27 protein-coding genes are annotated in these 25,610 nt (G+C 31.2%); 9 read left to right on the top strand and 18 right to left on the bottom strand.

The window, feature by feature from the left end:
• Positions 1 to 50 precede the first annotated feature (50 nt).
• Entirely contained in the window at positions 51 to 1,244 is a 1,194-nt protein-coding gene (gene sucC / locus ACEQT4_RS01830; RefSeq protein ID WP_027880780.1) for an ADP-forming succinate--CoA ligase subunit beta, read from the bottom strand.
• 204 nt (positions 1,245 to 1,448) lie between these two features.
• On the opposite strand from sucC, the gene lysA reads away from it, so the two are divergent.
• From lysA to ACEQT4_RS01815, 3 genes are all read left to right on the top strand, one after another.
• The gene (lysA, locus tag ACEQT4_RS01825) at positions 1,449 to 2,657 is read left to right on the top strand and encodes a diaminopimelate decarboxylase (protein ID WP_370225732.1); all 1,209 of its coding nucleotides are present in this window, start codon (positions 1,449 to 1,451) and stop codon (positions 2,655 to 2,657) included.
• Positions 2,658 to 2,739: 82 nt separating this feature from the next.
• A complete protein-coding gene (locus tag ACEQT4_RS01820; protein WP_370225731.1) occupies positions 2,740 to 3,849 on the top strand; it encodes an ATP-binding protein in 1,110 nt (369 codons plus the stop codon).
• On the top strand, positions 3,846 to 4,244 hold the full coding sequence (locus ACEQT4_RS01815) for a response regulator (protein WP_027880777.1): 399 nt from the start codon (positions 3,846 to 3,848) through the stop codon (positions 4,242 to 4,244). Before ACEQT4_RS01820 ends, ACEQT4_RS01815 begins: the two co-directional genes overlap by 4 nt.
• On the opposite strand, the gene ACEQT4_RS01810 is transcribed toward ACEQT4_RS01815, so the two are convergent.
• From ACEQT4_RS01810 to ACEQT4_RS01795, 4 genes are all read right to left on the bottom strand, one after another.
• Entirely contained in the window at positions 4,245 to 4,622 is a 378-nt protein-coding gene (locus ACEQT4_RS01810; protein ID WP_370225730.1) for a VOC family protein, read from the bottom strand.
• A 4-nt stretch (positions 4,623 to 4,626) separates the two neighbouring features.
• On the bottom strand, positions 4,627 to 4,836 hold the full coding sequence (locus tag ACEQT4_RS01805; RefSeq protein WP_027880775.1) for a PLD nuclease N-terminal domain-containing protein: 210 nt from the start codon (positions 4,834 to 4,836) through the stop codon (positions 4,627 to 4,629).
• Positions 4,837 to 4,847: 11 nt separating this feature from the next.
• The gene (locus tag ACEQT4_RS01800; RefSeq protein WP_370225728.1) at positions 4,848 to 6,248 is read right to left on the bottom strand and encodes a M20/M25/M40 family metallo-hydrolase; all 1,401 of its coding nucleotides are present in this window, start codon (positions 6,246 to 6,248) and stop codon (positions 4,848 to 4,850) included.
• A gap of 92 nt (positions 6,249 to 6,340) precedes the next feature.
• Positions 6,341 to 7,219 (bottom strand): PPK2 family polyphosphate kinase, encoded by an 879-nt coding sequence (locus ACEQT4_RS01795; RefSeq protein WP_370225727.1) that lies wholly within the window; start codon positions 7,217 to 7,219, stop codon positions 6,341 to 6,343.
• Between the two features lie 64 nt (positions 7,220 to 7,283).
• Here ACEQT4_RS01795 and ACEQT4_RS01790 point away from each other — a divergent pair, with 64 nt between their 5' ends.
• Positions 7,284 to 8,495, top strand: coding sequence for a hypothetical protein (locus ACEQT4_RS01790; RefSeq protein ID WP_370225726.1), 1,212 nt, complete (start codon positions 7,284 to 7,286; stop codon positions 8,493 to 8,495).
• Positions 8,496 to 8,529: 34 nt separating this feature from the next.
• Here ACEQT4_RS01790 and ACEQT4_RS01785 read toward each other — a convergent pair whose 3' ends face one another.
• The 7 genes from ACEQT4_RS01785 to ACEQT4_RS01755 all read right to left on the bottom strand — a co-directional run bounded on the left by ACEQT4_RS01785 (position 8,530) and on the right by ACEQT4_RS01755 (position 15,748).
• On the bottom strand, positions 8,530 to 9,693 hold the full coding sequence (locus ACEQT4_RS01785; protein ID WP_027880771.1) for a sigma-54 dependent transcriptional regulator: 1,164 nt from the start codon (positions 9,691 to 9,693) through the stop codon (positions 8,530 to 8,532).
• Positions 9,693 to 10,574: a DUF6268 family outer membrane beta-barrel protein gene (locus tag ACEQT4_RS01780; RefSeq protein WP_370225724.1), complete on the bottom strand. Its 882-nt coding sequence runs from the start codon at positions 10,572 to 10,574 to the stop codon at positions 9,693 to 9,695. The genes ACEQT4_RS01785 and ACEQT4_RS01780 overlap by 1 nt, the downstream gene beginning before the upstream one ends.
• Positions 10,555 to 11,463 carry a mechanosensitive ion channel family protein gene (locus ACEQT4_RS01775; protein WP_370225723.1) on the bottom strand — a complete coding sequence of 303 codons (909 nt, stop codon included), beginning with the start codon at positions 11,461 to 11,463 and terminating at the stop codon, positions 10,555 to 10,557. Before ACEQT4_RS01775 ends, ACEQT4_RS01780 begins: the two co-directional genes overlap by 20 nt.
• Complete coding sequence (locus ACEQT4_RS01770) at positions 11,463 to 12,776, bottom strand: ABC transporter permease (RefSeq protein WP_370225722.1); 1,314 nt, start codon at positions 12,774 to 12,776, stop codon at positions 11,463 to 11,465. Before ACEQT4_RS01770 ends, ACEQT4_RS01775 begins: the two co-directional genes overlap by 1 nt.
• 2 nt (positions 12,777 to 12,778) lie before the next feature.
• A complete protein-coding gene (locus ACEQT4_RS01765) occupies positions 12,779 to 13,702 on the bottom strand; it encodes an ABC transporter ATP-binding protein (RefSeq protein WP_370225721.1) in 924 nt (307 codons plus the stop codon).
• A 319-nt stretch (positions 13,703 to 14,021) separates the two neighbouring features.
• Complete coding sequence (dnaJ, locus tag ACEQT4_RS01760) at positions 14,022 to 15,146, bottom strand: molecular chaperone DnaJ (protein WP_027880766.1); 1,125 nt, start codon at positions 15,144 to 15,146, stop codon at positions 14,022 to 14,024.
• A gap of 44 nt (positions 15,147 to 15,190) precedes the next feature.
• Entirely contained in the window at positions 15,191 to 15,748 is a 558-nt protein-coding gene (locus ACEQT4_RS01755; RefSeq protein WP_304143110.1) for a nucleotide exchange factor GrpE, read from the bottom strand.
• Positions 15,749 to 15,909: 161 nt separating this feature from the next.
• On the opposite strand from ACEQT4_RS01755, the gene ACEQT4_RS01750 reads away from it, so the two are divergent.
• On the top strand, positions 15,910 to 16,554 hold the full coding sequence (locus ACEQT4_RS01750) for a YceI family protein (protein ID WP_027880764.1): 645 nt from the start codon (positions 15,910 to 15,912) through the stop codon (positions 16,552 to 16,554).
• Positions 16,555 to 16,611: 57 nt separating this feature from the next.
• On the opposite strand, the gene ACEQT4_RS01745 is transcribed toward ACEQT4_RS01750, so the two are convergent.
• The 4 genes from ACEQT4_RS01745 to ACEQT4_RS01730 all read right to left on the bottom strand — a co-directional run bounded on the left by ACEQT4_RS01745 (position 16,612) and on the right by ACEQT4_RS01730 (position 19,239).
• The gene (locus tag ACEQT4_RS01745; RefSeq protein WP_370225719.1) at positions 16,612 to 17,517 is read right to left on the bottom strand and encodes a TIGR01777 family oxidoreductase; all 906 of its coding nucleotides are present in this window, start codon (positions 17,515 to 17,517) and stop codon (positions 16,612 to 16,614) included.
• 83 nt (positions 17,518 to 17,600) lie between these two features.
• Positions 17,601 to 18,278: a tRNA (5-methylaminomethyl-2-thiouridine)(34)-methyltransferase MnmD gene (mnmD, locus tag ACEQT4_RS01740; RefSeq protein WP_370225718.1), complete on the bottom strand. Its 678-nt coding sequence runs from the start codon at positions 18,276 to 18,278 to the stop codon at positions 17,601 to 17,603.
• Between the two features lie 5 nt (positions 18,279 to 18,283).
• On the bottom strand, positions 18,284 to 18,721 hold the full coding sequence (locus ACEQT4_RS01735; RefSeq protein ID WP_027880761.1) for a hypothetical protein: 438 nt from the start codon (positions 18,719 to 18,721) through the stop codon (positions 18,284 to 18,286).
• A 2-nt stretch (positions 18,722 to 18,723) separates the two neighbouring features.
• Positions 18,724 to 19,239, bottom strand: a complete 516-nt coding sequence (locus ACEQT4_RS01730) for a DUF4920 domain-containing protein (RefSeq protein WP_027880760.1) — start codon at positions 19,237 to 19,239, stop codon at positions 18,724 to 18,726.
• A 105-nt stretch (positions 19,240 to 19,344) separates the two neighbouring features.
• Between ACEQT4_RS01730 and ACEQT4_RS01725 the strand changes: the two genes are divergently transcribed.
• Entirely contained in the window at positions 19,345 to 20,412 is a 1,068-nt protein-coding gene (locus ACEQT4_RS01725; RefSeq protein WP_370225717.1) for a branched-chain amino acid aminotransferase, read from the top strand.
• A gap of 115 nt (positions 20,413 to 20,527) precedes the next feature.
• On the opposite strand, the gene ACEQT4_RS01720 is transcribed toward ACEQT4_RS01725, so the two are convergent.
• Complete coding sequence (locus tag ACEQT4_RS01720) at positions 20,528 to 20,917, bottom strand: nucleoside triphosphate pyrophosphohydrolase family protein (protein ID WP_027880758.1); 390 nt, start codon at positions 20,915 to 20,917, stop codon at positions 20,528 to 20,530.
• 62 nt (positions 20,918 to 20,979) lie between these two features.
• Here ACEQT4_RS01720 and ACEQT4_RS01715 point away from each other — a divergent pair, with 62 nt between their 5' ends.
• The gene (locus ACEQT4_RS01715; RefSeq protein ID WP_370225715.1) at positions 20,980 to 21,165 is read left to right on the top strand and encodes a hypothetical protein; all 186 of its coding nucleotides are present in this window, start codon (positions 20,980 to 20,982) and stop codon (positions 21,163 to 21,165) included.
• A 92-nt stretch (positions 21,166 to 21,257) separates the two neighbouring features.
• On the top strand, positions 21,258 to 22,406 hold the full coding sequence (locus ACEQT4_RS01710) for a DUF1624 domain-containing protein (protein ID WP_370225714.1): 1,149 nt from the start codon (positions 21,258 to 21,260) through the stop codon (positions 22,404 to 22,406).
• A gap of 52 nt (positions 22,407 to 22,458) precedes the next feature.
• Here the strand turns inward: ACEQT4_RS01710 and ACEQT4_RS01705 are convergent, their stop codons facing one another.
• On the bottom strand, positions 22,459 to 24,498 hold the full coding sequence (locus tag ACEQT4_RS01705; RefSeq protein ID WP_370225713.1) for a dihydrofolate reductase: 2,040 nt from the start codon (positions 24,496 to 24,498) through the stop codon (positions 22,459 to 22,461).
• A 92-nt stretch (positions 24,499 to 24,590) separates the two neighbouring features.
• Here ACEQT4_RS01705 and ACEQT4_RS01700 point away from each other — a divergent pair, with 92 nt between their 5' ends.
• A complete protein-coding gene (locus ACEQT4_RS01700) occupies positions 24,591 to 25,610 on the top strand; it encodes an SRPBCC family protein (protein ID WP_370225712.1) in 1,020 nt (339 codons plus the stop codon).

Here is a 25,610-nt window from a genome sequence, read left to right as displayed (position 1 = left end):
AAAAAAAAGAGCAACTATTAAGTTGCTCTTTTTTTTATAATTACGAAATATTAAGATAATACTTCTTGTACTTTATCTGCAGCTTCTTGGAATTCAGTTGCACTTAATACATCTAATCCTGAGTTGTCAATTAATTCTTTTGCGATATCTGCGTTAGTACCTTGTAATCTTACAATAATTGGTACTTGTATTGCATCACCCATATTTTTATAAGCATCTACAACACCTTGCGCAACACGATCACAACGTACAATACCACCAAAAATATTAATTAAGATAGCTTTTACGTTTGGATCTTTTAAAATAATTCTAAAAGCAGCTTCTACACGAGCAGCATCTGCAGTACCACCAACATCTAAGAAATTAGCTGGCTCACCACCTGCTTGCTTAATTAAATCCATTGTAGCCATAGCTAAACCAGCACCGTTAACCATACAACCAACGTTTCCGTCAAGGTCTACATAGTTTAATCCTAATTCTCCAGCTTCAACTTCAATTGGGCTTTCTTCACGTAGGTCACGTAATTCTGCTAAATCTTTATGTCTGTATAATGCGTTAGCATCTAAAGTTACTTTAGCATCTACTGCCATAATTTTATCATCACTTGTTTTTAATACAGGATTAATTTCAAATAATGAAGCATCAGATTTGTCGTAAGCTGTATATAATGCTGTAACAAATTTTGTCATTTCTTTAAACGCAGTACCGCTTAAACCTAAGTTAAAAGCTACACGACGTGCTTGGAAAGGTAAAATTCCTGTTGCTGGATCTATTTCTTCAGTAAATATTAAATGAGGTGTTTTTTCTGCTACTTCTTCTATATCCATTCCTCCTTCTGTAGAGTACATAATCATGTTACGACCATTACCTCTATTTAAAAGTACAGACATGTAAAATTCGTTTGGCTCAGAATCTCCAGGATAGTATACATCTTCTGCTACTAATACTTGGTGAACACGTTTACCTTCGGCAGAAGTTTGAGGCGTTACAAGGTCCATTCCTATAATTTGACCAGCTATTTCTTTAACTTCGTCTAGGTTTTTAGCAAGTTTAACTCCGCCACCTTTACCACGTCCACCAGCGTGAACTTGTGCTTTAATAACGTGCCAACCTGTACCAGTCTCTTCTGTTAATTGTTTAGCTTTTGCAACTGCTTCGTCTGCTGTTTGGGCAACTAATCCGCGTTGGATGCGTACACCAAAACTGCTTAATAATTCTTTTCCTTGATATTCGTGTAAATTCATCTTGTTTAAAGTAAAATTTTAAGTTCAACAAAAATAAATAATCACTTTTACTTACCCTAATATTTAGTTGCTAAAAAAGATAATTCTTTTAAATAGAATTTTCTTATTTGTTAAATAATTAACAGTTTGTATCAAATTTGTAATATTATAAAGTATTCCTTTATATATCCTTCTAAAAAAATACCTTTGACAAAAAATTGATGTATGGAAAACAGTCAACTTCTACAAATTGCTAAGGACTTTGGTAGTCCTGTTTACGTTTATGATGCCGATAAGATTGTAAGTCAATATAATAGACTAACAGCTGCATTTAGTAATGTTAAAAGTTTAAAAATTAACTATGCTGTAAAAGCATTATCTAATGTTTCTGTACTAAAATTAATGAAAAAATTAGGATCAGGAATTGATACTGTTTCTATACAAGAAGTACAGCTTGGTTTAAAGGCTGGTTTTAAACCAGAACAAATAATTTACACACCAAACGGAGTTTCTTTAGAAGAAATAGAAACCGCAGCAAAACTTGGTGTACAAATTAACATTGACAACCTTTCTATTTTAGAACAATTTGGTACTAAACACCCAAAAACACCTGTTTGTATTAGGATAAATCCACATGTTATGGCTGGTGGTAATACTAATATTTCTGTTGGTCATATTGATAGCAAATTTGGAATTTCTATATACCAAATTCCACACATACTTCGTATTGTAGAGAATACTAAAATGAACATTAACGGTATACACATGCATACTGGTAGTGATATTTTAGATATAGATGTATTCTTATATGCTAGTGAGATTTTATTTGATACCGCTAAGCATTTCAAAAATTTAGATTTCATAGACTTTGGTTCTGGTTTTAAAGTCCCTTATAAAGAAGGAGATATTGAAACTAATATTGAAGAGCTTGGAGAAAAACTTAGCAAAAGATTTAATGAGTTTTGCAAAAACTATGGAAAAAAATTAACCTTAGCTTTTGAACCTGGGAAATTTTTAGTCAGTCAAGCTGGTCAATTTTTAGTAAAAGTAAATGCTGTAAAGCAAACTACATCAACTGTTTTCGCGCAAGTAGATAGTGGTTTTAATCACTTAATTAGACCAATGCTTTATGGCGCACAACACGAAATAAGAAACATTTCTAACCCTGATGGACGCGAACGTTTTTACAGTGTTGTTGGCTACATATGCGAAACTGATACTTTTGCTAATAATCGAAGAATTACGGAGATTAACGAAGATGATATACTAGCTTTTAGTAACGCTGGTGCGTATTGTTATAGTATGTCAAGCAATTACAACTCAAGATACAGACCTGCAGAAGTACTAGTGTATAATGGAGATGCGCATCTTATACGAAAAAGAGAAACGTTTGAAGATATAATAAAAAATCAAATAGAAATTAAAATTGAATAGATAATCATTATCCTTTTTAATTTAAAAAAAAAAGCTATTTTTGAAGTCCCTTAAAAAAAAAACTGATTAATAGCATTTTAAATTGAAAAACAATTTTATTCTCCCAAAAACAGACATTTCACACAAAGATTTATTTTTATTCATACAACAAGCTGCAACTATTGGTAGTTGGGAATATGATATTGAAAATAATAATCTTACATGGAGTGAAGTTACTAAAGACATACACGAAGTAGAAGCTGATTTTGTCCCTAATTTAGAAAACGCAATAGAGTTTTATGCTGATAAAGAATGTAAAGAAACTATCACTAATGCAGTTAATGACGCTATAAGAGAAAATAAAAATTGGGACCTAGAATTAAGAATTACAACAAAAAAAGGTAATAAAAAATGGGTAAGAGCCATAGGTTACCCAGTACATTCAGGTAATAAATGCGTTAAACTTTATGGTCTTTTTCAAGACATAACACCTTCTAAAAGTCTAGAGATTAACATTAAGTCTTTATTAAAGATAACAACTAACCAAAATAAGCGTTTATTAAATTTCGCGCATATCGTATCTCATAACTTAAGATCACACTCAACTAACTTTAACATGTTGCTAAATCTTATGAAGGATGAATATCCTGAAATAGAGAAAAACGAGTTTTATCCTATGCTTACTAAAGCGTCTGCGAAACTTAACGAAACAATACATAATTTAAATGAAGTTGCACAAACTGATATTCATTTAAAAGAAAACTTTGTAGAAATTAATGTATACGAAGAAATTAATAAAATAGTAGAAAGCTTATCAGGTAAAATCAAATCTTCAAATGCTAAAATTGTCAATAAAGTTGATCGTAACATAAACATAAAAACAATACCTGCTTATTTTGAAAGTATTTTCTTAAATTTAATTTCTAATTCTATTAAATACAAAAAGGACAGTAAAGACCCCGAAATATTAATAAGCTCCTTATTAAAAGACGAATTCTTTATAGTCAAATTTAAAGATAAAGGAAAAGGAATAGACCTAAAACTTAATAAACATAAGATTTTTGGTATGTATAATACTTTTCATGAAAACAAAGACTCTAGAGGATTAGGTCTATTTTTAATAAAGAACGAAATAGAAGCTATGCAAGGTAAAATTACCGTAAAAAGCAAACTAGACCTAGGAACAACTTTTTATCTACACTTTAAGTTATGAGAAAAATAAAACTTACCTACTTAATTGATGATGACGAAATATACATCTTCACAGCAAAAAAACTTATTAATAAAACAGACTTCTCAGAAGAAGTTAAGTTTTTTTATAACGGTAAAGAAGCTTTACGTGCAATAAAATCTAAACTTTACAACGAAGAAGAATTACCAGATGTAATCTTACTTGACTTAAACATGCCAATTATGGATGGTTGGCAGTTTTTAGATGAATTTATAAGAATTAAAACTAAAAAAACAATAAAGGTTTATATTGTTAGCTCTTCTGTAAATCCAACAGATATAGAACGAGCAAAAACATATAACATGGTTAGTAACTATATAGTTAAACCTATTTCTAGAGAAAAATTAAAAGAGATAACTGAAGAAGTCTTTGCTTAATTATCCATTATTTTGATAAAATACTAAACCATTTTTATCAATATCATAAAAAGCAAACTCTTTTGTACCCCAATCTGTATTTCTAACTTTGGTATCTTTATTAAAAACGTTTTTAAAGTTATATTCTTGAAATAAGATGTCAACATTTTCTGTTACAATTCTAAGCATTGGTCGGTTTACCTCAAGATCCCATCCTTTTGCATCGTGCCACTGTAAGTGTATTTCTATATCATCACGTCTAATTCCTGCATAAGTTGGTTGCTTACTATCATTTGCAAAAGCGATAGTAAATCCAAGTTTATTGACATAAAACTTTAACGATTCTAATACATTTTTTACAGGTAAAACAGGATGTATCTGATGTAGTTTAGCTTGCATTACCCTATTTTTTTATTTTTTGACGTGTCCCTATTAAAAAATACAGTAAAGCCCCAAAAATATTTAAAAACAAAATAACTAATACCCATATTAATTTATCATTTGACCCTTTAAAATTGCTTCTTATTACATCTACTAAGGCTATTATTGGTAACAATAAACCAACTAATAAAATTAATACTTGCCAAGGTCCTACCATTCCTAATATTTTCATTACTCTTTATTTTAATTTTTAAATTCTTTAACTTCTGGGATATTATCTACACCATATTTATCAAATAAGTAAATAAGACTAGTCATAGTTGCTGCACCTAACTCTAACTCTCTTTTATTTACTGCATCAAACGTATCGTTAGCTGCGTGATGATGATCAAAATAGCGCTGAGAATCTGGTCTTAATCCTGCTAAAACATTACTTGTAGTTTTTAATGGTCCTACATCTGCACCGCTTCCTCCTTTTTCAAAATAATGGATTAAATATGGCTCGAATAAAGGTTTCCAACTTAGTACTTTTTCAAAATTAGCATCGCTACAATCAAAGCTAAATCCACGTGGTGTAAATCCTCCTGCATCACTTTCTAAAGCAAAAACATGAGTTTCTTTATTAGCTTTTGCTTCTTCTGAGTATTTTTTTCCACCACGTAATCCGTTTTCTTCATTCATAAACAACACAACTCTAATACTGTGTTTTGGTTTAATACCACTTTCTTTTAATAATCTTAAAACATCCATAGATTGTACTACGCCTGCACCGTCATCATGTGATCCATCTCCTAAATCCCAAGAATCTAGATGTCCACCAACAATCATATATTGATTAGGAAATTCTGTTCCTGTAATTTCTCCTATAACATTGTAAGATAAAACATCATCAAACTGCTGGCAGTTTTGCTTAAAATAAAACTTTAGATTACTGTCTTTTTTTAAGGCTTCTGAAAGTTTATCGGCATCATTTGTACTAATTGCTGCAGATGGGATGTGTTGATTGTTTGGTAAATCTCCGTAAGACATACTTCCGGTATGAGGTAAATCGTCTTGACGTAAATTCATAGATCGTACAATTACGCCAACTGCTCCGTATTTTATAGCTTCCATTGCTCCTGCATAACGTTGGTTTACACAACCTCCATATGCCATAAAGGTTTGTATTAAATCTGCTTGCATCGGTCTGTTGTAAAAGACAATCTTTCCTTTTATTTTTTCTTCACCAAGCACTGATAATTCTTCAAAATTCTGCACTTCAATAACTTTTGCTGTAAGTCCATTTTTTGGCGTAGCTATAGATCCGCCAAGTGCACAAATATTTACATTAATAGTTGTTGAATTAGTAATAAAATGCGCCACTTCTTTATCGCCTCTAATCCATTTTGGTACCATTACCGGTTGTAGCCAAACTTTATCTAAACCTAGTTTTTCTAATTCAGATTTTGTGTATTGTACTGCTTTTTCTGCATTTTCTGAACCTGATAATCTACCACCTATTTTGTTTGATAAATGGTCTAACCATTGATAACTTTTACCATTGGTTAAAGATTGTGTATAAATGGTTTTTAATACATCTTGATCTGTTTGCGCATTGACATTTGCAAATAGTAGTAGTGTTAAGATTATTGTAAGCTGTTTCATGATTGTTGCGTTAGCGATTAAACGGTTTGTTTGAGCGCCTCATAGAGCGCGAGTAGTGAAAGCGCGACCCTTGTGGTAACGCCCAAAAAAGACTACTCGTTATTTAATTGTTCTCTGTAAAGATGTAGATTGGCTTTGGTTTTTTCGTCTAATTCTGGTTCTTTTATATCTGTATATTCTTTTAATGTATCGTATAAAATAGAGGCTACGATTAATCGTGCAGTTGGTTTATCGTCTGCAGGAATATTGTACCAAGGTGCTTTATTTGTACTGGTGCGATTTATGGCATCTTCGTAGCAAGCCATATAATTGTCCCAAAGTTTACGCTCTTTTAAGTCACCTGCTGAGAATTTCCAGTTTTTACGTTTTAGGTCTAAACGTCGTAACAATCTTTTTTTTTGCTCTTCTTTTGATAGGTTTAAAAAGAATTTAAAAATGATGGTTCCGTTTTCTGCTAAATGATTTTCGAAGTTTTTGATTTGCTCGAATCGTTTGTTCCAGAAAGCATCATCTACATCTTCTACACTATTTATAAAGGGTAACTTTTCATTTAAGATATATTCTGGATGTACGCGTGTTACAAGTACATTTTCATAATGTGTACGATTGTGAACACCAAATTTACCACGAGCTGGCAAATGCAAATAATGTCTCCATAGATAATCGTGCTTTAGCTCTAAATCGGTTGGTACCTTAAAGCTCATTACTTCTACACCACGTGCATTAAAATCTTTAAAGACTTCACGAATTAAACTGTCTTTACCTGCTGTATCCATACCTTGTAAGCATACTAAAACCGAGTACTTTCCGTGTGCGTACATGGTATCTTGAAGTTCGCCTAATTGGCGTCTTACTTTTTTTAATGCTTTTTCGGTTTCTTTTTTATCTGCGTCTAAATCTACTTTGCTTGGTAAATCGGTTATTTGAACTTTTTGTGTTATTTTATGATTGGCTATATCTATAGATTTCATCTTAAATTTAAGTTTGGATAATAAATATACAGAAGATTTTGTAGTTTACAATTAAAAACCATCAATGATACAACGCTTTTTTTGTTTTGTAGTTTTAGCTTTAATCGTACAACTAGGTGTAAGTCAAACTAAGGACAGCATATTTTTTAGTAAAGAAAATATTAATAAGCCTAACCTACTCTCTACACATAGTTTTGGTGTGTTTTTTATGCGTTTGCAAGGTCATTTTGAAATGAATGCTCCCAAAAAAACATCTTTTAATATTAGTGTTGAAAGTGGAAATGTTTGGAGTCCTGCTTTAAAAGTATACATTCCAAAAAACGAAGCAGATCGTGAAGTAATTAGAGAATACGATTGGGATTTTGCTCATAGAGCATTTGATGAAAACACCATAGAAAAAGACTCTTTTAGCATCTCTAACGATGGCGTTATTAAAGGTTTTAAAGCTAACTTAAACTTTAGATTAGCAAGAAAACATGAGTTACAAATTGGATTTAGAACTTATCTTCTAACAAAAGGAAAAACACCTTTTACAATACTTACCGGTGATGAGTTTATTGAGAACTTTCATAGAGATATTGCTGGTGGTGATGATCCTTTTGACAGAAAAGTATTTGGGTTAAACCAAGCCAATATCAATTATACTGACAGAAACGGTAATAATATGAATATTAATGCTGGAGATTTTTTTGCAACTGGCATAGAAACTAGTTACTATTACTATCCTGACAGCTTTAAATCTAAAAACAATACGCTTGCTTTTAATGTTGGTGTACATTTGGGCACAAACCTTTCTAAACACAATCAATCTATTGATTTTGGACTATCTACAAACGGAGTTAAAACCTTTAAGATTAACCACAAAAGCCTAATAAATATAGGATTAAACTTAGGTTTCTTAAGAAAAGGACTGATTGACTTTAATAGCTCTAACCTTGAATTTGGCAGCAATAATTTTATAGCTAACCTAGAAAACGCAGTTGAGTACAGTTTTAAAACTAGTAAAAACTTTGTGCATTCTTTTGGTGCAAACTTTTATCTTCAAACTAGTCTTAATAAAAAAGATGAATTTGAATACATTATACCCATACGCCATCCAGACGCTTTTAAATCTTGGGGACAAGGTGCATTAAACCTCTATAAAAACAATAATTACTGGAGCTTTATTTATTCATTCTCAAGAAAAACAACAACATACTTTTACTTGCAACAAGATTTAACTTTAAACAATAACCCAGACTTACAAACTGGTATTGGATATAAATTTTACTTATAAAAAAACTCAATAATATTTATTGAGTTTTTTAGTTTTATTTACTAGCAAATAACTTCACATCTTTTTCGCTAACTTCTTTTTCTCCTAAAATAAGTAAACGTTCTACGACATTTCTTAGCTCTCGTATATTCCCAGTCCAATCATATTCTTGAAGTAACTTAATCGCCTTTTCTGAAAATGATTTTTGTGCTGTACCTTGTTCTTCTGCTATTTTTTTAGAAAAATGACTAATAAGCAAAGGTATGTCTTCTCTTCTTTCATTTAAAGCAGGAACTTTAACTAAAATTACTGCTAACCTGTGATATAAATCCTCACGAAACTTACCGTCTTCAATTTCTTTTTTTAAATCTTTATTAGTTGCTGCTACAACACGTACATCTACTTTTATATCCTTATCGCTACCTACACGTTGTATACGACTTTCTTGCAATGCGCGTAATACTTTTGCTTGAGCAGAAAGAGACATATCGCCTATTTCATCTAAAAAAATAGTTCCGCCGTTTGCTGCTTCAAATTTTCCTGCACGGTCTTTATTCGCACTTGTAAAAGCGCCTTTTACGTGTCCAAATAATTCGCTTTCTATTAATTCTGAAGGTATTGCAGCACAGTTAACCTCTATCATTGGTCCTTTACTACGTTGGCTTTTTTGATGTAACCAATGTGCTACAAGCTCTTTTCCTGTTCCGTTTGGTCCTGTAATTAAAACTCTTGCATCTGTTGGTGCTACTTTATCTATTATCTCTTTGATTTGAGATATGGCGTCGCTTTCTCCAATCATTTCGTATTTTTTGCTGACTTTCTTTTTAAGAATTTTGTTTTCTATAACTAATTCTTTTCGGTCTAACGCATTACGAACAGTATTTAGTAATCGGTTTAAGTCTGGCGGTTTTGAGATATAGTCAAACGCACCTAAACGCATTGTATTTACTGCGGTATCTAAATCTCCGTGACCAGAAATCATTACCATTGGTATTTCTGGTTTTATTTTTTTTACTGCTTCTAAAACCTCAACACCATCCATTTTTGGCATTTTGATATCGCAAAGTATTAAATCGTAATCTTCTTTTTTTATTTTTTCTATACCGGCTAATCCGTCTTCGGCTTCTTCAACTTGATATTTACTGTTTTCTTCAGAAAGTATTTTTACTAAAACTCTTCTAATTGCAGCTTCATCTTCTATTACTAATATTTTTGACATTATATTTTAAATTTTAATCCGGTTCTTAAATAAAAGGTATTGGTTTGGTTTAATGTAAATACGTCGTTACGATCTTTGTCTCTTAATACATTATTCATCATAAATGTGCAACCTGCATAGGTGTATAAAACTAAATGATCTGTAAAATTATAATCGTAGCCTAGACCAAGTACAGCTACTGATAATGAAATGTTATCTACTTGCTTCCCTAAAACACTAGTTGGTCTTTGCAAATGCGCAAAATAACCATCTAAACCTACAAAAGCTTCTAAAGAATGTTTATCGTTAAAATAATAAGTAGCATTAGATTTTGGAACACCTAAACTTAAAGACCAATTTTCGTTTACTTGTCTAAAATAATTTACAAATGGTAATGGAAAAGGCATACCTGCTGTAGTATTATAGGTTAATCCTAAAATTAATCTATATGGTCTTTTAATATCGGCATCTCTTCTATCCTTTATGGCGTATACTCCTCCGTTTAAAAACAAATCGTCTGATGTTATTTTTTGGGTTAGTGTAGAAGCTATTCTTGGTGTTATTTTAGCACCTACACGCCAATTTTCGTTCCATTTAAACGTGTAGCCTATGTTTAGATCTATTACATTTAAGGTCTTTAAAGGTTCTGTATCAAAGGGATAGTTATCTTCTAGATTTAAGATAATTCTGTTGTATTCTCCTCCAAAAATTAAATATGAATCTTCTTTAGTTTTAACAGGAAAGTTTAGCAACGCTCTAAGACGCGTGTATTGATCTTCAGATTTTCCATTAGGAATAAAAGAATACTCTAACCGTGCTAAATCTGTTAATTGTGCTGATGCCGAAAAACAAAAGCTAAATAGCAATAAGGTTAATAATATTTTAATATGGGTTTTCTTCATGTGAATCTTTTATAATATGAACATCTCTTTGAGGGAAAGGAATACTTATATTGTTATCTTTAAATAATTTATTGATTTTAAATCTAATTTCGCTTTGCGGTATTGCAGCTGTAAAGCTATCGTTAAGTGTAAAGACTAGTTTAAAATTAAGTGAGCTGTCTGCAAAATCTGTAAATAAAACTAATGGAGGAGGAAATTTTAATACTTTAGGATGCTCTTTTGCTGCCTGAAGTAAGAGTTTTTTTACTAATTCTACATCACTTCCATAAGCAACGCCAACAGATACGCTTTCTCTTGTTGTAGTTCCGTTTTGCGTCCAATTATATAAACTATTAGTTAAGTATAAATGATTAGGTATAATTAACACTTTATTGTCAATAGTTACAGCTCTTGTGGTACGTAATTTAACTTCTTCAACACGACCAACTTTACCGTCAATTTCAATAATATCACCAACATGTGCAGATTGGTCTATCAAAATAAAAACACCAGAAATTATATCCTGAAAAAAAGTTTGCAACGCTAAACCAATACCTATTAAAAGTGCGGCAGATGCAGCAAAAACAGCGGTAACGTTTACACCAATTGCATTTAACGTTATTAATAATATAATGACATAAATAAGCCATCTAAAATACCCATAAACTACCGAAAATTTTCCTTTATCATGTTCGGGTAAGCGTTTTGTTAATATCTTAAATACTATTCTTAGTACTACTGTAGTGATAAAAATAACAAAACTGATGACTAATAAATCTTTTATAGATACAGAGATTTCTTCAGTAAAATCTACATGTAGGTTTAAAAACTCATTAAGTTTTTCCCACATAGAGCTTTCTACAATAACGTCTTCAATTTGTTCTATTTTTTCTTCTACTTTACCTTGCATTAGTATTTAATCCATTTAATTAGTTCTTTATAGCTAGGTTTTTTACCATACATCAAAATACCTACTCTATATATTTTTGCAGCAAACCAAACTGTAAGTAAAAAGGTACCTACTAATAATAATAAAGATACTATTTGTTGCCATAACGGTACACCAAAAGGAATACGCATTAACATAACTACAGGAGATGTAAATGGTATAAATGAAAAAACAGTACTTACTGTACCGTGAGGATCTTCTATCACTGTAAACATACCAACATAAACAGCCAAAATTAATGGCATTAGTATTGGCAACATAAATTGTTGTGTATCTGTCTCGTTATCTACTGCTGCTCCAATTGCTGCATATAAAGAACTATATAGCAAATAACCACTAATAAAGAACAGTAAAAAAGCTATAATCAAGTTGGCTAAAGGTAAATTAAAAAATGCCGAAAATATAATTTGTGCTTTTTCTGCTGCATCTGGATCGGTCATTGCTTGCTGCATCATTTGTTGCTGTGGTGATTGGATTTGTGTCATATCAATACCAAATATAGCTGTAACAACAACCATTAAAACACCTCCTAAAATTAACCAAATTACAAACTGTGTAATTCCGGCTAAAGAGGTACCTATAATCTTACCTAGCATTAATTGTATTGGTTTTACTGACGAAATGATAACCTCTATAATTCGGCTAGTTTTTTCTTCAATAACACTACGCATAATCATATTACCATAAATAATAATAAACATAAAAAGCAAATATCCTGCTGCACCACCAAATGCTAATTTAACAACACTATCAAATTTTGAAGTTTTCTCTCCTGAAAAGTTTTCCTGAGTTATATCAATATTAATTTTTGAATCATCAATTAGTTTTGTGTCTATATTTTTTTCGGCAAGATTTTTATGAGTTAATTCGATTTCAATAAGTTTTTCTAAATCTGAAATTAATGATAACGATGGTGTTTCTTCAGAATAAAACTCGACACTATTTTTAGCTTCAGATAGACTATTCATCTTTTTAATATGAAGTAAACCGTAATTATCTGCTTCTTTTACAATTTGCTTTGCATTTTCAAGATTTTTATCTGTTAAGATATTATATTTTATACTTTCAGAGTCTTTAAAAACTCCAGTTAAATAACCAGATTCATCCAATACTGAAATTTGTCTTTGTGAGTCATTATTTAACTGCGATAAATACGCAACAACTGCTATAAGTGCTATAAAAATTAGCGGACTTAAAATAGTCATAATTAAAAACGCTTTGTTTTTAACTTTATTTAAATATTCTCTCTTTATGATAAGTGGAAGATGGTTCATAATTAGTTATTCTTAACCGTTTGAATAAAAATGTCGTTTGCACTTGGGATTATTTCTACAAAATGAGAAACTTGTCCCTTGGTGGTTAAATAGTTTAGTAAATCGTTAGCTGTTTCGTGTTCTGAAAGCTTGATATTTAGTTTTAAATCGTTTCCTAATGTTTTAAAACTTGCTGGTGTGATGCTAAATTTTTGTGCTAACTCTTGTTCTAAATTGTCTTGTTTTGGATTTATACCAATTTCAAAAGTATTGGTTTTGTATTGACGTTTTACATCCATTAAATTACCATCCAAAATCTTGTTCGATTTGTTTAACAAAGCTATATGATCACATAATTCTTCTACAGATTCCATACGATGTGTAGAGAATATTACCGTAGCACCTTCTTCTCTTAACCTTAAAATTTCATCTTTTATTAAGTTGGCATTTATTGGGTCAAATCCTGAAAATGGCTCGTCAAAAATCAATAGTTTTGGCTCATGTAATACAGTAACAACAAACTGAATTTTTTGCGCCATACCTTTAGATAACTCTTGGATTTTTTTGTTCCACCAATCACCTATTTCTAACCTTTCAAACCACATTTTAAGACGCTTTTTGGCTTCAGATTTATCCATTCCTTTTAACTGCGCAAGGTATAATGCTTGCTCACCAACTTTCATAGACTTATATAAACCACGCTCTTCAGGTAAGTAACCAATATCTTTTATATGGTGATTTTTTAAGGTTTCGCCATCTAAAAAAACTTGTCCAGTATCTGGCATTGTAATTTGGTTAACTATTCTAATTAATGTAGTTTTTCCTGCTCCGTTTGGACCAAGTAATCCAAAAATACTTCCTTTAGGTACAGCTATAGACACATTATTTAATGCCGTAAAATCTCCAAATTTTTTAGAAACCGATTGGACTTCTAATAAGTTACTCATATTGTTGTTTAAAATTGATTAGTTTGTGCTTTACACACAAATGTAAATATAGAAAATGTTAAAAAAGTAACACTGCTGATTAGTGTATTTTTAACTTAAAAGCTTAAACAACATATTAGATAAGGCATAAAAAACAAAACCCACCCTTTAAAAAGATAAAGGATGGGAAAAAATTGCTATGAAAAAGAAAAATTACCGTTGGTTTAATCCAACGATAAATCAAATATACTATTTTTTATTAAAACAGATATAAATTGACATAAATAGTTAAACAAAAAGTCTGCTTTTAGCAGACTTTTATGTTTTGTTTATGTGTTATTTAGGAAAACATATCTTTTACTTTCTCGAAAAATGACTTATCTCCTCTTTCTGGTTTTGGAGTAAAATGGTCATCTTCTCTCATGCTTTCAAAAAATTCTTTTTGAGATTTACTTAAAGTTTTTGGTGTCCAAACATTTACGTGTACTAATAAATCTCCTTTACCGTAACCGTTTATACTTGGTATACCTTTTCCGCGTAAGCGTAAAATTTTACCAGATTGTACACCTGCTTCTATTTTAATTCTTACTTTACCTGTTACGGTATCAATTTCTTTAGATGTACCTAATATAGCATCTGGTAGACTTACATATAAATCGTAATGTAAGTTATCTCCTTCACGTTGTAGATTGTCATGTTCTAGCTCTTCTATTGCTACTAATAAATCACCAGAAACACCATTACCTGGCGCTTCGTTACCTTTTCCTGACACTTTAAGTTGCATACCATCTACAACTCCTGCAGGAATATTAACTGGTATAGTTTCTTCTTTTATGATTAACCCTTGTGCATCTGCATCGTTTGGTTTTTTATCTATAATCTGTCCTGCGCCACCGCAAGTATTACACGGCGCGGATGTTTGCATACGTCCTAAAATGGTATTAGTAACTCTTGTTACTTGTCCTGTACCGTTACATGTTGTACAAGTTTTATAGGTGGTTCCTGGTGCTTGAACTTTACGTTTTACTTTTATTTTTTTCTCTACACCATTAGCTATTTCTTCTAAGGTAAGCTTTAATCTTACACGAAGGTTACTTCCTTTAACACGACGTTGTCCGCCACCAAAGCCACCACCAAAACCAGAGAATCCGCCGCCGCCAAATGCACCGCCAAAAATATCTCCAAATTGGCTAAAGATGTCGTCCATATTCATGCCGCCACCGCCAAAACCACCAGCGCCTTCAAAAGCTTGATGACCAAATTGATCATAACGCGCTTTTTTATTCTCGTCACTTAGCACTTCATAAGCTTCGGCTGCTTCTTTAAATTTAGCTTCTGCTTCTGCATTATCAGGGTTTTTATCTGGATGGTATTTTATTGCCTGCTTACGATAAGCCTTTTTTATTTCGGCTTGTGATGCAGATTTATCTATACCTAATATTTCGTAATAATCTCTTTTTGCCATATTCTATTTTGCTTTTAGCTGTTTGCTTTTAGCGTTTTATATTTTTACTGACCAATAACTACTTTTGGGAAACGTATTACAGTTTCTCCTAATTTGTAGCCTTTTTCTATAACGTCAACAATTTTTCCTTTTAGATCATCTGTTGGTGCTGGTATTTGTGTAACAGCTTCATGATGATCTGGATCAAATTTATCGCCTTTCTCTACTTCTATTTTGGCTAAACCTTTTTGCTGAAGTGTTTGTATTAATTTGTTATAAATTAATAAGACACCTTTTCTTAACTCTTCTGCCTCTTTGTCTTCTTCTATATGTAACAAAGCGCGTTCAAAATCATCTAAAACAGGAAGCATTGCAACCATTACATCTTTACTAGCAGTTTGAAATAATTCTATACGCTCTCTAGAAGTACGTTTTTTATAGTTTTCAAACTCTGCAAAAAGACGTAAATATTTGTCTTTTTCCTGCTGTACTTGCTCTTTTAACTGCTCTTCTACAGTAACTTCTTCTGTTGTTTGTTCTGTTGCTGTATCAGTTTCTGCTTGTTGTGAAGCTTTTATAGCTTCATCATCTATATGCTTTTCTTCTTTATTGTTTTTGCTCATGTTGTACTTGCTTTAAAATACTTTACAATAGTTGGCAAAAGTACTGCCATTAATAATAAAATGTCAAAATGTCACAAATTTTTTTTAACAATTATTTAATTATCTTCCATGGAATATTTTTTATATATTTGCATATCAAATAAAAATAAACAAGATAAACCATGAAAAAATTAGTATTTAACCTATTTACTTTTGCTGCTATAGGTTTAGCAGTTGTAAGTTGTAAAAATGAAAATAAAGCTGAAACTTCTGATGCTAAAGAAGTAAAAGAAGTTGTTGCTTCTGCAAATTATAAAGCGGTACCAGAAAGCTCTATGATTATGTGGAGAGCAAACAAAGTTGTTGGTGGACACGAAGGTACTATTAACGTATCTGAAGGTGTTGCAAAATTAGAAGGCGACAAATTAGTTGGCGGTAATTTTGTTTTTGATATTAACACAATTAACCCAACAGACATACCTGCAGACGATGAAAATCATGCAAAATTAACTGGTCACTTAAAAAATGCTGACTTTTTTGATGTTGAAAAACATGATACTGCAACCTTTGAAATTACTAATGTAGAAGGAAACAATATTAGCGGTAACTTAACAATGAAAGGTATTACAAAAAACGTAACTTTCCCTGCTAATATCTCTGTTAATGGTGATGAATTAAACATTACTAGTGATAAATTTACGATTGACAGAACAGAATGGGGAATTGAGTACAATTCTGGAAAAGTAATGGATGCTGCTAAATTAGGAGACTACTTAATTAAAGACGATGTAGTATTACAAGTTAAAGTAAAAGCTGATAAAGCTTAGTTTTTAGTTGAAACTATTTTATAAGTGAAATTGCCACAACAAATGTTGTGGCTTTTTTTATTTTAACTCTGCAGTTAGAGCACTTTTAAGTTTGTAATATTTAAAATTAAATCCTGTAGCTTCTATTTTTTTAGAACTTACTCTTTGACTTTCAAATAGTAAAATATGCATTTCTCCTAATATCATTTTTAAAATACCTTTAGGCACATTAGGTAGAAAAAATGGTCTGTTTAATGTTTTTGCAATTAGCTTACTTAATGTTTGGTTAGTTTCTGGGTTTGGGGCTACTGCATTGTAAGTACCGGTTAACTCTTCTTCTAAAACATGAATAAATAGACTGGCTAAATCCTCAATATGTATCCACGATTGCCACTGTTTACCAGAACCTAAAGCTGCTCCTAAACCAAACTTAAATGGTTTTATCATTTCTGGTAGTGCACCTCCTTTTTGTGATAACACTAAACCTATTCTTATCTTAGAAACCTCGACACCTATCTCTTTAAAAGCATCTACTGCATGTTCCCATTTTTCTACAACTTGTCCTAAAAACGAATGACTAATACTAGTTTCATCTTCAGTATAATAATTGGTTAAAGAATCTGGATATATACCTATTGCACTTGCTGATATAATTTGTTTGATATGATGTGAATTATTCTGTAATGTATTAAATAGTAATTGTGTAGATTGGGTACGACTTAAAATAATTTCCTTTTTATAAGTCTCTGTCCAACGCTTAGAGATAGTCGCTCCAACTAGATTTATTATAACATCAACATCTTTAATACAATCTGTATCAATTTCATTTTTAGAAGGATTCCATAAAAATCCTTTATAATTATTGTCTTTACTAAGTTTAGATTGGCTGGTGGTTAAGAAGTTAACTGCTATATTTTTATCGTGACATAATTTAACAATTTCCGTTCCTATTAATCCTGTTGCTCCTGTTATTAATACACGCATTTTCATTTCAATTTTATACAAAAATAACCAATTATTAGCAGGTAAAAACGGGCTTTAAGTAGGATTTAACAGTAAATAAAAACTTATTTTATTGCTCGTAACATGTGTCTTTTATTTGGTGGACCAGGACATCGTTGCACAGTAAAACCAACACTTTGCATAGCACGTCTTGCTGCTCCTTGCGCGCAATAAGTAACTAAAACACCTTTATCTTTTAATGATTTAAAAAGAATTTCAAAAATTGGAGCTGTCCATAATTCTGGTTGTGATCCAGGACCAAAAGCGTCATAAAAAATTAGATCATAATAGTTTTCATCTTTAAAGTTGAAAATATCTTGTTGACGTTTTTCTAAAGTGAAATTTTTTGAAATTTTCACAGACTTCTCCCATTCTGTATCATGCATTTTATAAAAAGTAGACTGCAAATCTTCTCTTTTAAATGCTTTAGGAAAATTTAATTGAGATACTATTTCTATAGATATTGGGTATTGTTCTACTCCAACATAATCTATGTTTAATGCTAATTCTTCTGAAGAAATTAATGTATTAAATGCATTTAAACCACTACCAAACCCTACTTCTAAAATGCGACATGTATCGTTTTGTAGGTTAGTTTTTATAAATTTTAAACCTGCATCAATAAAGACATGATCAGACTCTTCTATTGCTCCAAAAATCGAGTGATAATGTGTGTTAAATTTGGGATGCAATAAAGTATTAGAACCATCTTTAGTAATTTCGATTTTAGGACTTATAGCCATGATAATTATTTAATTATCAACTTTTTTATACGTGGTATTGGTCCTGTACATTCGGTAGTATGACACGATATACAAATACCAATTGCAGTATTAAAACGTGTTTCTATTGGTACTTTAGAGTTTGGATTAAAAACTTCTTTTTCTGCCTGAATGTATAAATTAGAGAAGCTTTTAAACGTTTCATTTCGGCTTTTAAAATCTGATAATTGCGCGGTATGAATGTTTAAAAACTTCTCTGGAAATTCTGTAGGTATTTTACCGTCTATGATATCTTTTTTTAGCTGTTCGTTATAGGTATACATTTCGTTCATAAGATTTGCCATCTCAGAAGGCGTGTACATATCGTAAACTTTCTCAGCTTTTTCAGTAGTTTGTGCTTGGTCTTTTTTATCGTGACAAGCAAATAAAATAAAGACTATTAAAAGGTAAAATATAGATTTCATGTTTATTTTTCTACTAATAAAACACCATCTGCAACTAACGCATAAGTACGTTTTGGCTCTGTAATAGCTTCTATTTCTTCTTTTGTCTTACCTGCGTCTTCTGCATAATGACGTAATTCTTCTACAGGCATTTCTTTAACAAACGCTTGACCGTTTACAATTACCTCTTCACCAGAAATATTTTTTGGCATAAAAAATCCATAATCTTTAAAAGTAACTCTTACTTCGTTACCATCTCCTAAATCTGCTGTCATCCAACATCCTTTAGCCTGGCAAACTTCGTTTACTTTTAATTTAACTTTTGTATTTATACTGTCTCCAACTTTTAAATCTTTGTAATGATTTAACATCGAATTGGCTGCAATAGCATCGTCTGCCATAATTTCTTTTCCAAAAGATTTATAGTTTACATCTACAGTTTCTGTTTCTACTTCTGTAGTATTTGATTCTTGCTTTGCTTCGTTTTTACAAGCTAGAAAAGAAACAGCAACAGCCATCATTAAAAAATATTTTTTCATGTTTTTTGTTTTAGTTATTTATACCTCAAAGATAGTATTTTAGGTCGAAATTACTGTTTTTAAAGCTTATTTCTGTATTTTTGCTGCCTAAAACCAAGCCTATTTATGAATTCTATAAATAAAAACGATATTAAAGTATTTAGAACAGAAAATTCTAAATTAGATCAAACCGATTTTGAAAACTTAGCTTTTGGACAGGTTTTTTCTGACCATATGTTAACTTGCGACTTTAAAGACGGTATTTGGCAAAAACCAATTATTGAGCCTTATGGGCCTATATCTTTAATGCCTTCTGCAAAGATTTTTCATTACGGACAGTCTATTTTTGAAGGTATGAAAGCCTACAAAGACAAAGACGGCAAAGTGTTTTTATTTAGACCTATGGAAAACGTAAAACGTTTAAATAAATCTGCAAAGCGTCTTGCTATTCCTGAGTTACCAGAAGACTTTTTTATGGAAGGCTTAAAAGCACTTTTAGAAGTAGAAAAAGATTGGATACCAGAAAAAGAAGGTAGCTCTTTATATATAAGACCATTTGTTTTTGCTACAGGTGAAGGTTTTCATGCGTCTCCTGCAAACCAATATAAATTTATAATTGCATTAGCACCTTCTGGAGCTTATTTTGCTGGTAAAGTAAAGGTTTTAATTGAAGAAAAATACTCACGTTCGGCAAATGGTGGTGTTGGTTATGCTAAAGCTGGTGGTAATTACGCAGGACAATTTTATCCTACACAATTAGCAAAAGACAAAGGGTATCAGCAAGTGATTTGGACAGACGACACCTCTCATGAATATATTGAAGAAGCTGGTGCCATGAATGTTTTTGTAAGAATAAATGACACCTTATTAACATCTCCAACTAGTGACCGTATTTTGGATGGTGTGACTAGAAAAAGTGTTTTAAAAATTGCTGAAGACGAAGGAATTAAAACAGAAGTTAGAAAAGTAAAAGTTAGCGAAATTGTTGAAGCTGCTAAAAATGGTGATCTTAAAGAAATGTTTGGAGCTGGTACAGCTGCTGTAATTTCGCCTATTTCTGGATTTGGATTTAGGGATGAAGATTTTGAACTACCAGAATTAGAAAACTCTTATGCTATGCGTATTAAAAAACGTATCGTAGATATACAAACCAATAAAGCTGAAGATCCTTTTGGATGGAGAGTACAGGTTTAGTATGCAGTAGATAGTACGCTGTACAGAGTTTACATATAAACTATAAAAAAAAGCAACCAAAATTGGTTGCTTTTTTTTTATAGTTCCATTCTTCATGCTTCAAATTTCAAGCTTTTTAACTTTTCTCTAAAATCTCTTTAATGTTTGGTTTAAAATAGTTTGGTCCTTTTAAGACTTTCCCGTCTTCGCGGTAAATTGGCTCTCCATCTTCACCTAATTTAGACATATTACTGCGTTGTATTTCTTCAAAAACTTCTTCTATTTTATGTTGTAAACCGTGTTCTATAATGGTGCCACATAAAATGTAAAGCATATCGCCTAAAGCGTCTGCAACTTCAACTAAATCATTATTGTTTGCTGCTTCAAGATATTCTTCATTTTCTTCACGCATTAACTTGTAACGCAACAGGTTTTTATCTGTTCCTAGGTCAGCTTTTGGTGTTTCTCTATGTCCTATTTTAAAAGCTGTATGAAAGGCTTTTACTGCGTCTATTTTATCTTGCATAATACTTTGTATTCTTTTTGTTTGGAGATATTGGTTTTAGTAATTTTGCTTAAAAATAAATTATGTTTAGTAAAGGGCAAATCATTTTTGGAGTTTTATTCGCTATCGCTTTTATAATTGTGATGGTTTTTATGTATCGTAAAGATCTAAAACTTCATAAAATACATTATCGTGGTGTACTTTGGATTTTAATAGCTTTTATTGCTTTTATTGGACTTATTGCTTCTATTAAATTTATTTTTATGTAGATTTTTTTTATGATAATCATAAAAAAATTAAGATAAACTTCACATTATATAAGCAATCGCTTTCTATTTTGCCGTCCTTATTTTAAAATATAATGACTGTAAATTCTCCCGTTAAAAAAAGAATTTCCTCTATAGACATTTTAAGAGGTTTTGTAATGTTATTGATGCTTGTAGATCACGTTAGAGAACGCTTTTTTTTGCACATGCAAGTAAGTGATCCTTTAACTATAGAAACTACATCTTCTGGTTTGTTTTTCACAAGATTATCGGCGCATTTATGTGCTCCTATTTTTGTGTTTCTTACAGGTCTTTCTGCTTGGCTTTATGCAAATCCGAATAATAAACCTAAACGTTCTCCAAGTGGTTTTTTATTTAAACGTGGTTTATTTTTAATCTTAATAGAATTAACCTTAGTTAACTTTTCATGGTTTGGTAATTACAATAACCTATATCTACAAGTTATTTGGGCAATTGGATTAAGTATGATTTGTTTATCTGTTTTAGTAAAACTACCAATTCGATTAATTTTAGTTATAGGTTTATTAATTATATTTGGGCACAATTTATTAACTCCAATAAGTTTTGAAAATACAGATGCAGGTTACATTCCTTGGACCATTTTACACGATAGAGGCTACTTATTTACTTCAGATTGGTTTAACATAAAAATATCTTATCCTGTATTACCATGGATTGGTGTTATTGCTTTAGGTTACAGCTTAGGTAGTTTATATAGTAGTAAAACATCTAGTAAAATCAGATTAAAATCTTTAACCATTTTAGGCGCAAGTTGTTTATTTCTACTTTTAATTTTAAGAGAATTTAATATATATGGCGAAACGCTACCTTGGATAAACTACAGCAACTCAATTGATAGTTTAAAATCATTTTTAAACTATACAAAATACCCGCCATCTTTAGACTTTTTGCTATTTGGATTAGGGATTGGTTTTTTACTACTTATCGTTTTTGAAAAGTTTGAAAATAAATTAACTAACGCAATAAAAGTTTTAGGCTCTGCTCCTATGTTTTTTTATATCCTTCATCTTTATGTGTTATTATTAATTTATACTGTTTTTGTTAATCTATTTGGAGAAAATAAAGGCGACTATTTTGGATTTGACCACTTATATCAAATATGGATATTTAGTATATTATTAAGTATAGTGCTTTATTTTCCAACTAAAATCTTTGCGCGATATAAAAGAAAAAGCAAATCAAAATTGATTAAATATTTTTAAATAAAAAAGGCGCTTACAATGTAAGCACCTTTTTTATTTAAACTGTCTAATCTTAATTTTTAGTTTGTAAAAAATTGTAGTTAGCACTGTAATCTAACATTTGTCCTTCAAATGTATCTGGTTGTGTTACTTTTATTGCTGTAATTTCTCCTTCGTCATTAGTTTCAGGTACTAAAACAGGATTTACAAATCCGCTGTAAGGAGCAGATTTGAATTGTTTGTTACGTTCTAAAACTTCGGCATGGATTGCTTGATCTACTTTTACACCGTAATCTTCTACTAAAGCTTCTACTGCTGCATAATCGCCTTCTGATTTTATACGTTGTGTCTCGCGTAATAACTGACCGAATAATTCATGTAGTTTTTCATAATCATTAATATTGAAATACGTTTTACCATCACGAGTTACTTTTTCTATCACGTTATCTGCTTTTCCTTTTTCGTAAGCCCAAGCACTTACCCATTGTCTGTTACGCATATGCGCTTCTTCTACATCATCTCCTAAATTTAAACGAATTAATTGCGTCATTAAACCATTACGTATGTAACCATCGTAAGCTGCTTTTCCTACAGATTTCCAATCGTCTACTAAACCTAATTCTTGTAATTTTGGGTTGTATAAATAGTAAAGTCCAACTAAATCTGCACGACCTTCTTCTAAGGTAGATGCATAATTTTTAAGCGTCTCTTTAGTCTCACCAACTCCAGGATTTAATTGTCCTGATGCATGACCAATTACTTCGTGTAACGCTGTATGCAACTTATCTGCTAATTGCCCATATTTTTCTTCTAGTTGAAGCTCTTCTTCATCATGAACAAACTCTTTTAATCGTCCTGTGCTACCTGCATTATTGTAAGCTTCAATTATGTTTCCTAAAGATACAGACTTACTTCCTACTGCTGCTCTAATCCAGTTTGCATTTGGTAAGTTTACACCAATTGGTGTACTTGGTGAAGCATCACCAGCTTCTCCAGCAACATTAACAACTTTGTAAGTAACACCAACGACGTTTTTCTTTTTATGCTCGTCCATTAAAGGTGAATTATCTTCAAACCATTGTGCATTTTCAGATAACACTGCCATTTTTTTAGACATATCAAAATCTTTGATTTGTACGATAGTTTCGTAACTTCCTCTATATCCTAATGGATCGTTATACACTTCAATAAAACTATTAATGTAGTCTATATCACCATCGGTAGCAGCAGTCCAAGCAACGTTGTAATCGTCCCAAGTTTGTAAATCTCCTGTTTTGTAATATTCGATTAACAATCCTAATGCATTTCCTTGGGCTTCATTTTCGGCAACACTTTTTGCTTTTTCTAACCATTTAATAATTTCGTCAATTGCGCTTCCGTATAATCCACCAGATTTATACACGCGTTCTTTTAATTGACCGTTTTCTTTTACTAATTGCGAGTTTAAACCAAAAGATAATGGCTTTTCTGGATTAGGAGATTTTTTTTGTTTGTAAAAAGAAATAACATCTTCATTAGTCACATTTGGACCATAAAAATTAACTGCAGAAAGCGCTACATTATCTACGCCTTTTGCTTGATTAACTTTTTTAAGGTCTTGATCATTAAAGATTACATCAAACGCTTCGACTTCTAAAGTTGTTTCTGTTTCTGCTAATAATTGCTTTAAATAATCTGAAGAAAACTCAGGTTTAAGTTTGTCATTAGAATAATGATGATGAATACCATTACTAAACCATACACGCTTTAAATATGTAGTAAATGCTTGCCAATCTGCTGTAGTTTTATCACCTTCATACGTTTTATAAACATTTTCTAAAGCTGCTCTAATAGCTAAGTTATGTCTGTAGTTTTGATCCCACATTATATCACGACCAGCTAATCCAGCTTGTGTTAAATAATAAGCTAATTCTTGTTGTTTTAAGCTAAGATTATCCCAACTCGGGATTTTGTAACGTAAGATTTTTATATCAGCAAAAGTATCTACGTTATAATCAAAAGTAGATTCTTTTTTAACTGAAGTGTCTTCGGTTGTTTGTGCTTTTTTGTCTTCTCCACAAGAAAATAAAAGTGAAGTCATTAATGCAGCACTAAATATTGTTTTTAGTTTCATTGAATAAAATTTTTAAAAGTGCTTAAAGATATAAATATTTAACCTATTAAATTTGATTATATTTGAATTACTAACCACAAATTTTATAGGTAATGAAATTCTTAAAATATATATTTTTCGTCTTACTAATTGCCATTATTGCAGTATCTATTTATGTAGCTGTTCAACCTAGTAATTTTGAAGTTTCAAGAACTAGAATAATCAATGCGCCTTCTGGAGTTGTGTATAATAATGTTGCCGATTTAAAACTTTGGGAAAATTGGTCTCCTTGGAAAGAAAAAGATCCAACAATGAAGATTATGTACAACGACCAAACCAAAGGTGTTGGCGCAAGCTACAGTTGGACAGGAAAAGATGGAAATGGCAACATGAAAATTATTAATACAAATCCACCAAAATCTATAGAACACCAATTACAATTTGAAGATTATGATCCTTCTAAAATCAATTGGACTTTTACACCAACTAACGACGGAAAAACCGAAGTTAAATGGCAAATGAATAGCGAAAATATCCCTTTTATGTTTAAAGCATTTGGTTTAATGTCTGGCGGATTTGATAAAATGATTGGTCCTGATTTTGAGCGCGGATTAGAAAAATTAGATAGCGTTACAACAGCTCAAATTAGACAATATAATATTGAAGTTAATGGTGTTACAGAACATAGTGGCGGTTATTACTTATACAACACAACGTCTTGTAAGATTAGTGACTTTCAAAAAAAAATGGCAGAAATGCTACCTAAAGTTGGACAGTTTGTCGCAGAAAATAATATTACAGTTTCTGGATCTGCATTTGTAATTTATCACAAATGGGATGAAGAAAATAATACTGTTATGTTCTCTTGTGCAATGCCAACACCAAATAAAGTAGTTACTACAACAAGTGACATTTTAACTGGTCAATTAGAACCTTTTAAAGCTGTAAAAACGACTCTAAAAGGCGATTACAGCAACCTAAAAGAAGCTTGGGATAAAGGCATGAAATATATAGAACAGTACAATCTTGTTTTTGATGAAGATGGTGTTGCTATTGAAAGCTACGTTACCGATCCATCAAATGAGCCTAACCCTGCAAAATGGATTACAGAAATCTATATGCCTGTAGAATAG

The sequence above is a fragment of the Mesoflavibacter sp. genome (assembly GCF_964226795.1).
In the GTDB taxonomy this organism is placed as follows: domain Bacteria; phylum Bacteroidota; class Bacteroidia; order Flavobacteriales; family Flavobacteriaceae; genus Mesoflavibacter; species Mesoflavibacter zeaxanthinifaciens.
Note: the sequence above shows the minus strand (reverse complement) of the source record. Positions and strands in the feature narration are given on the sequence as shown.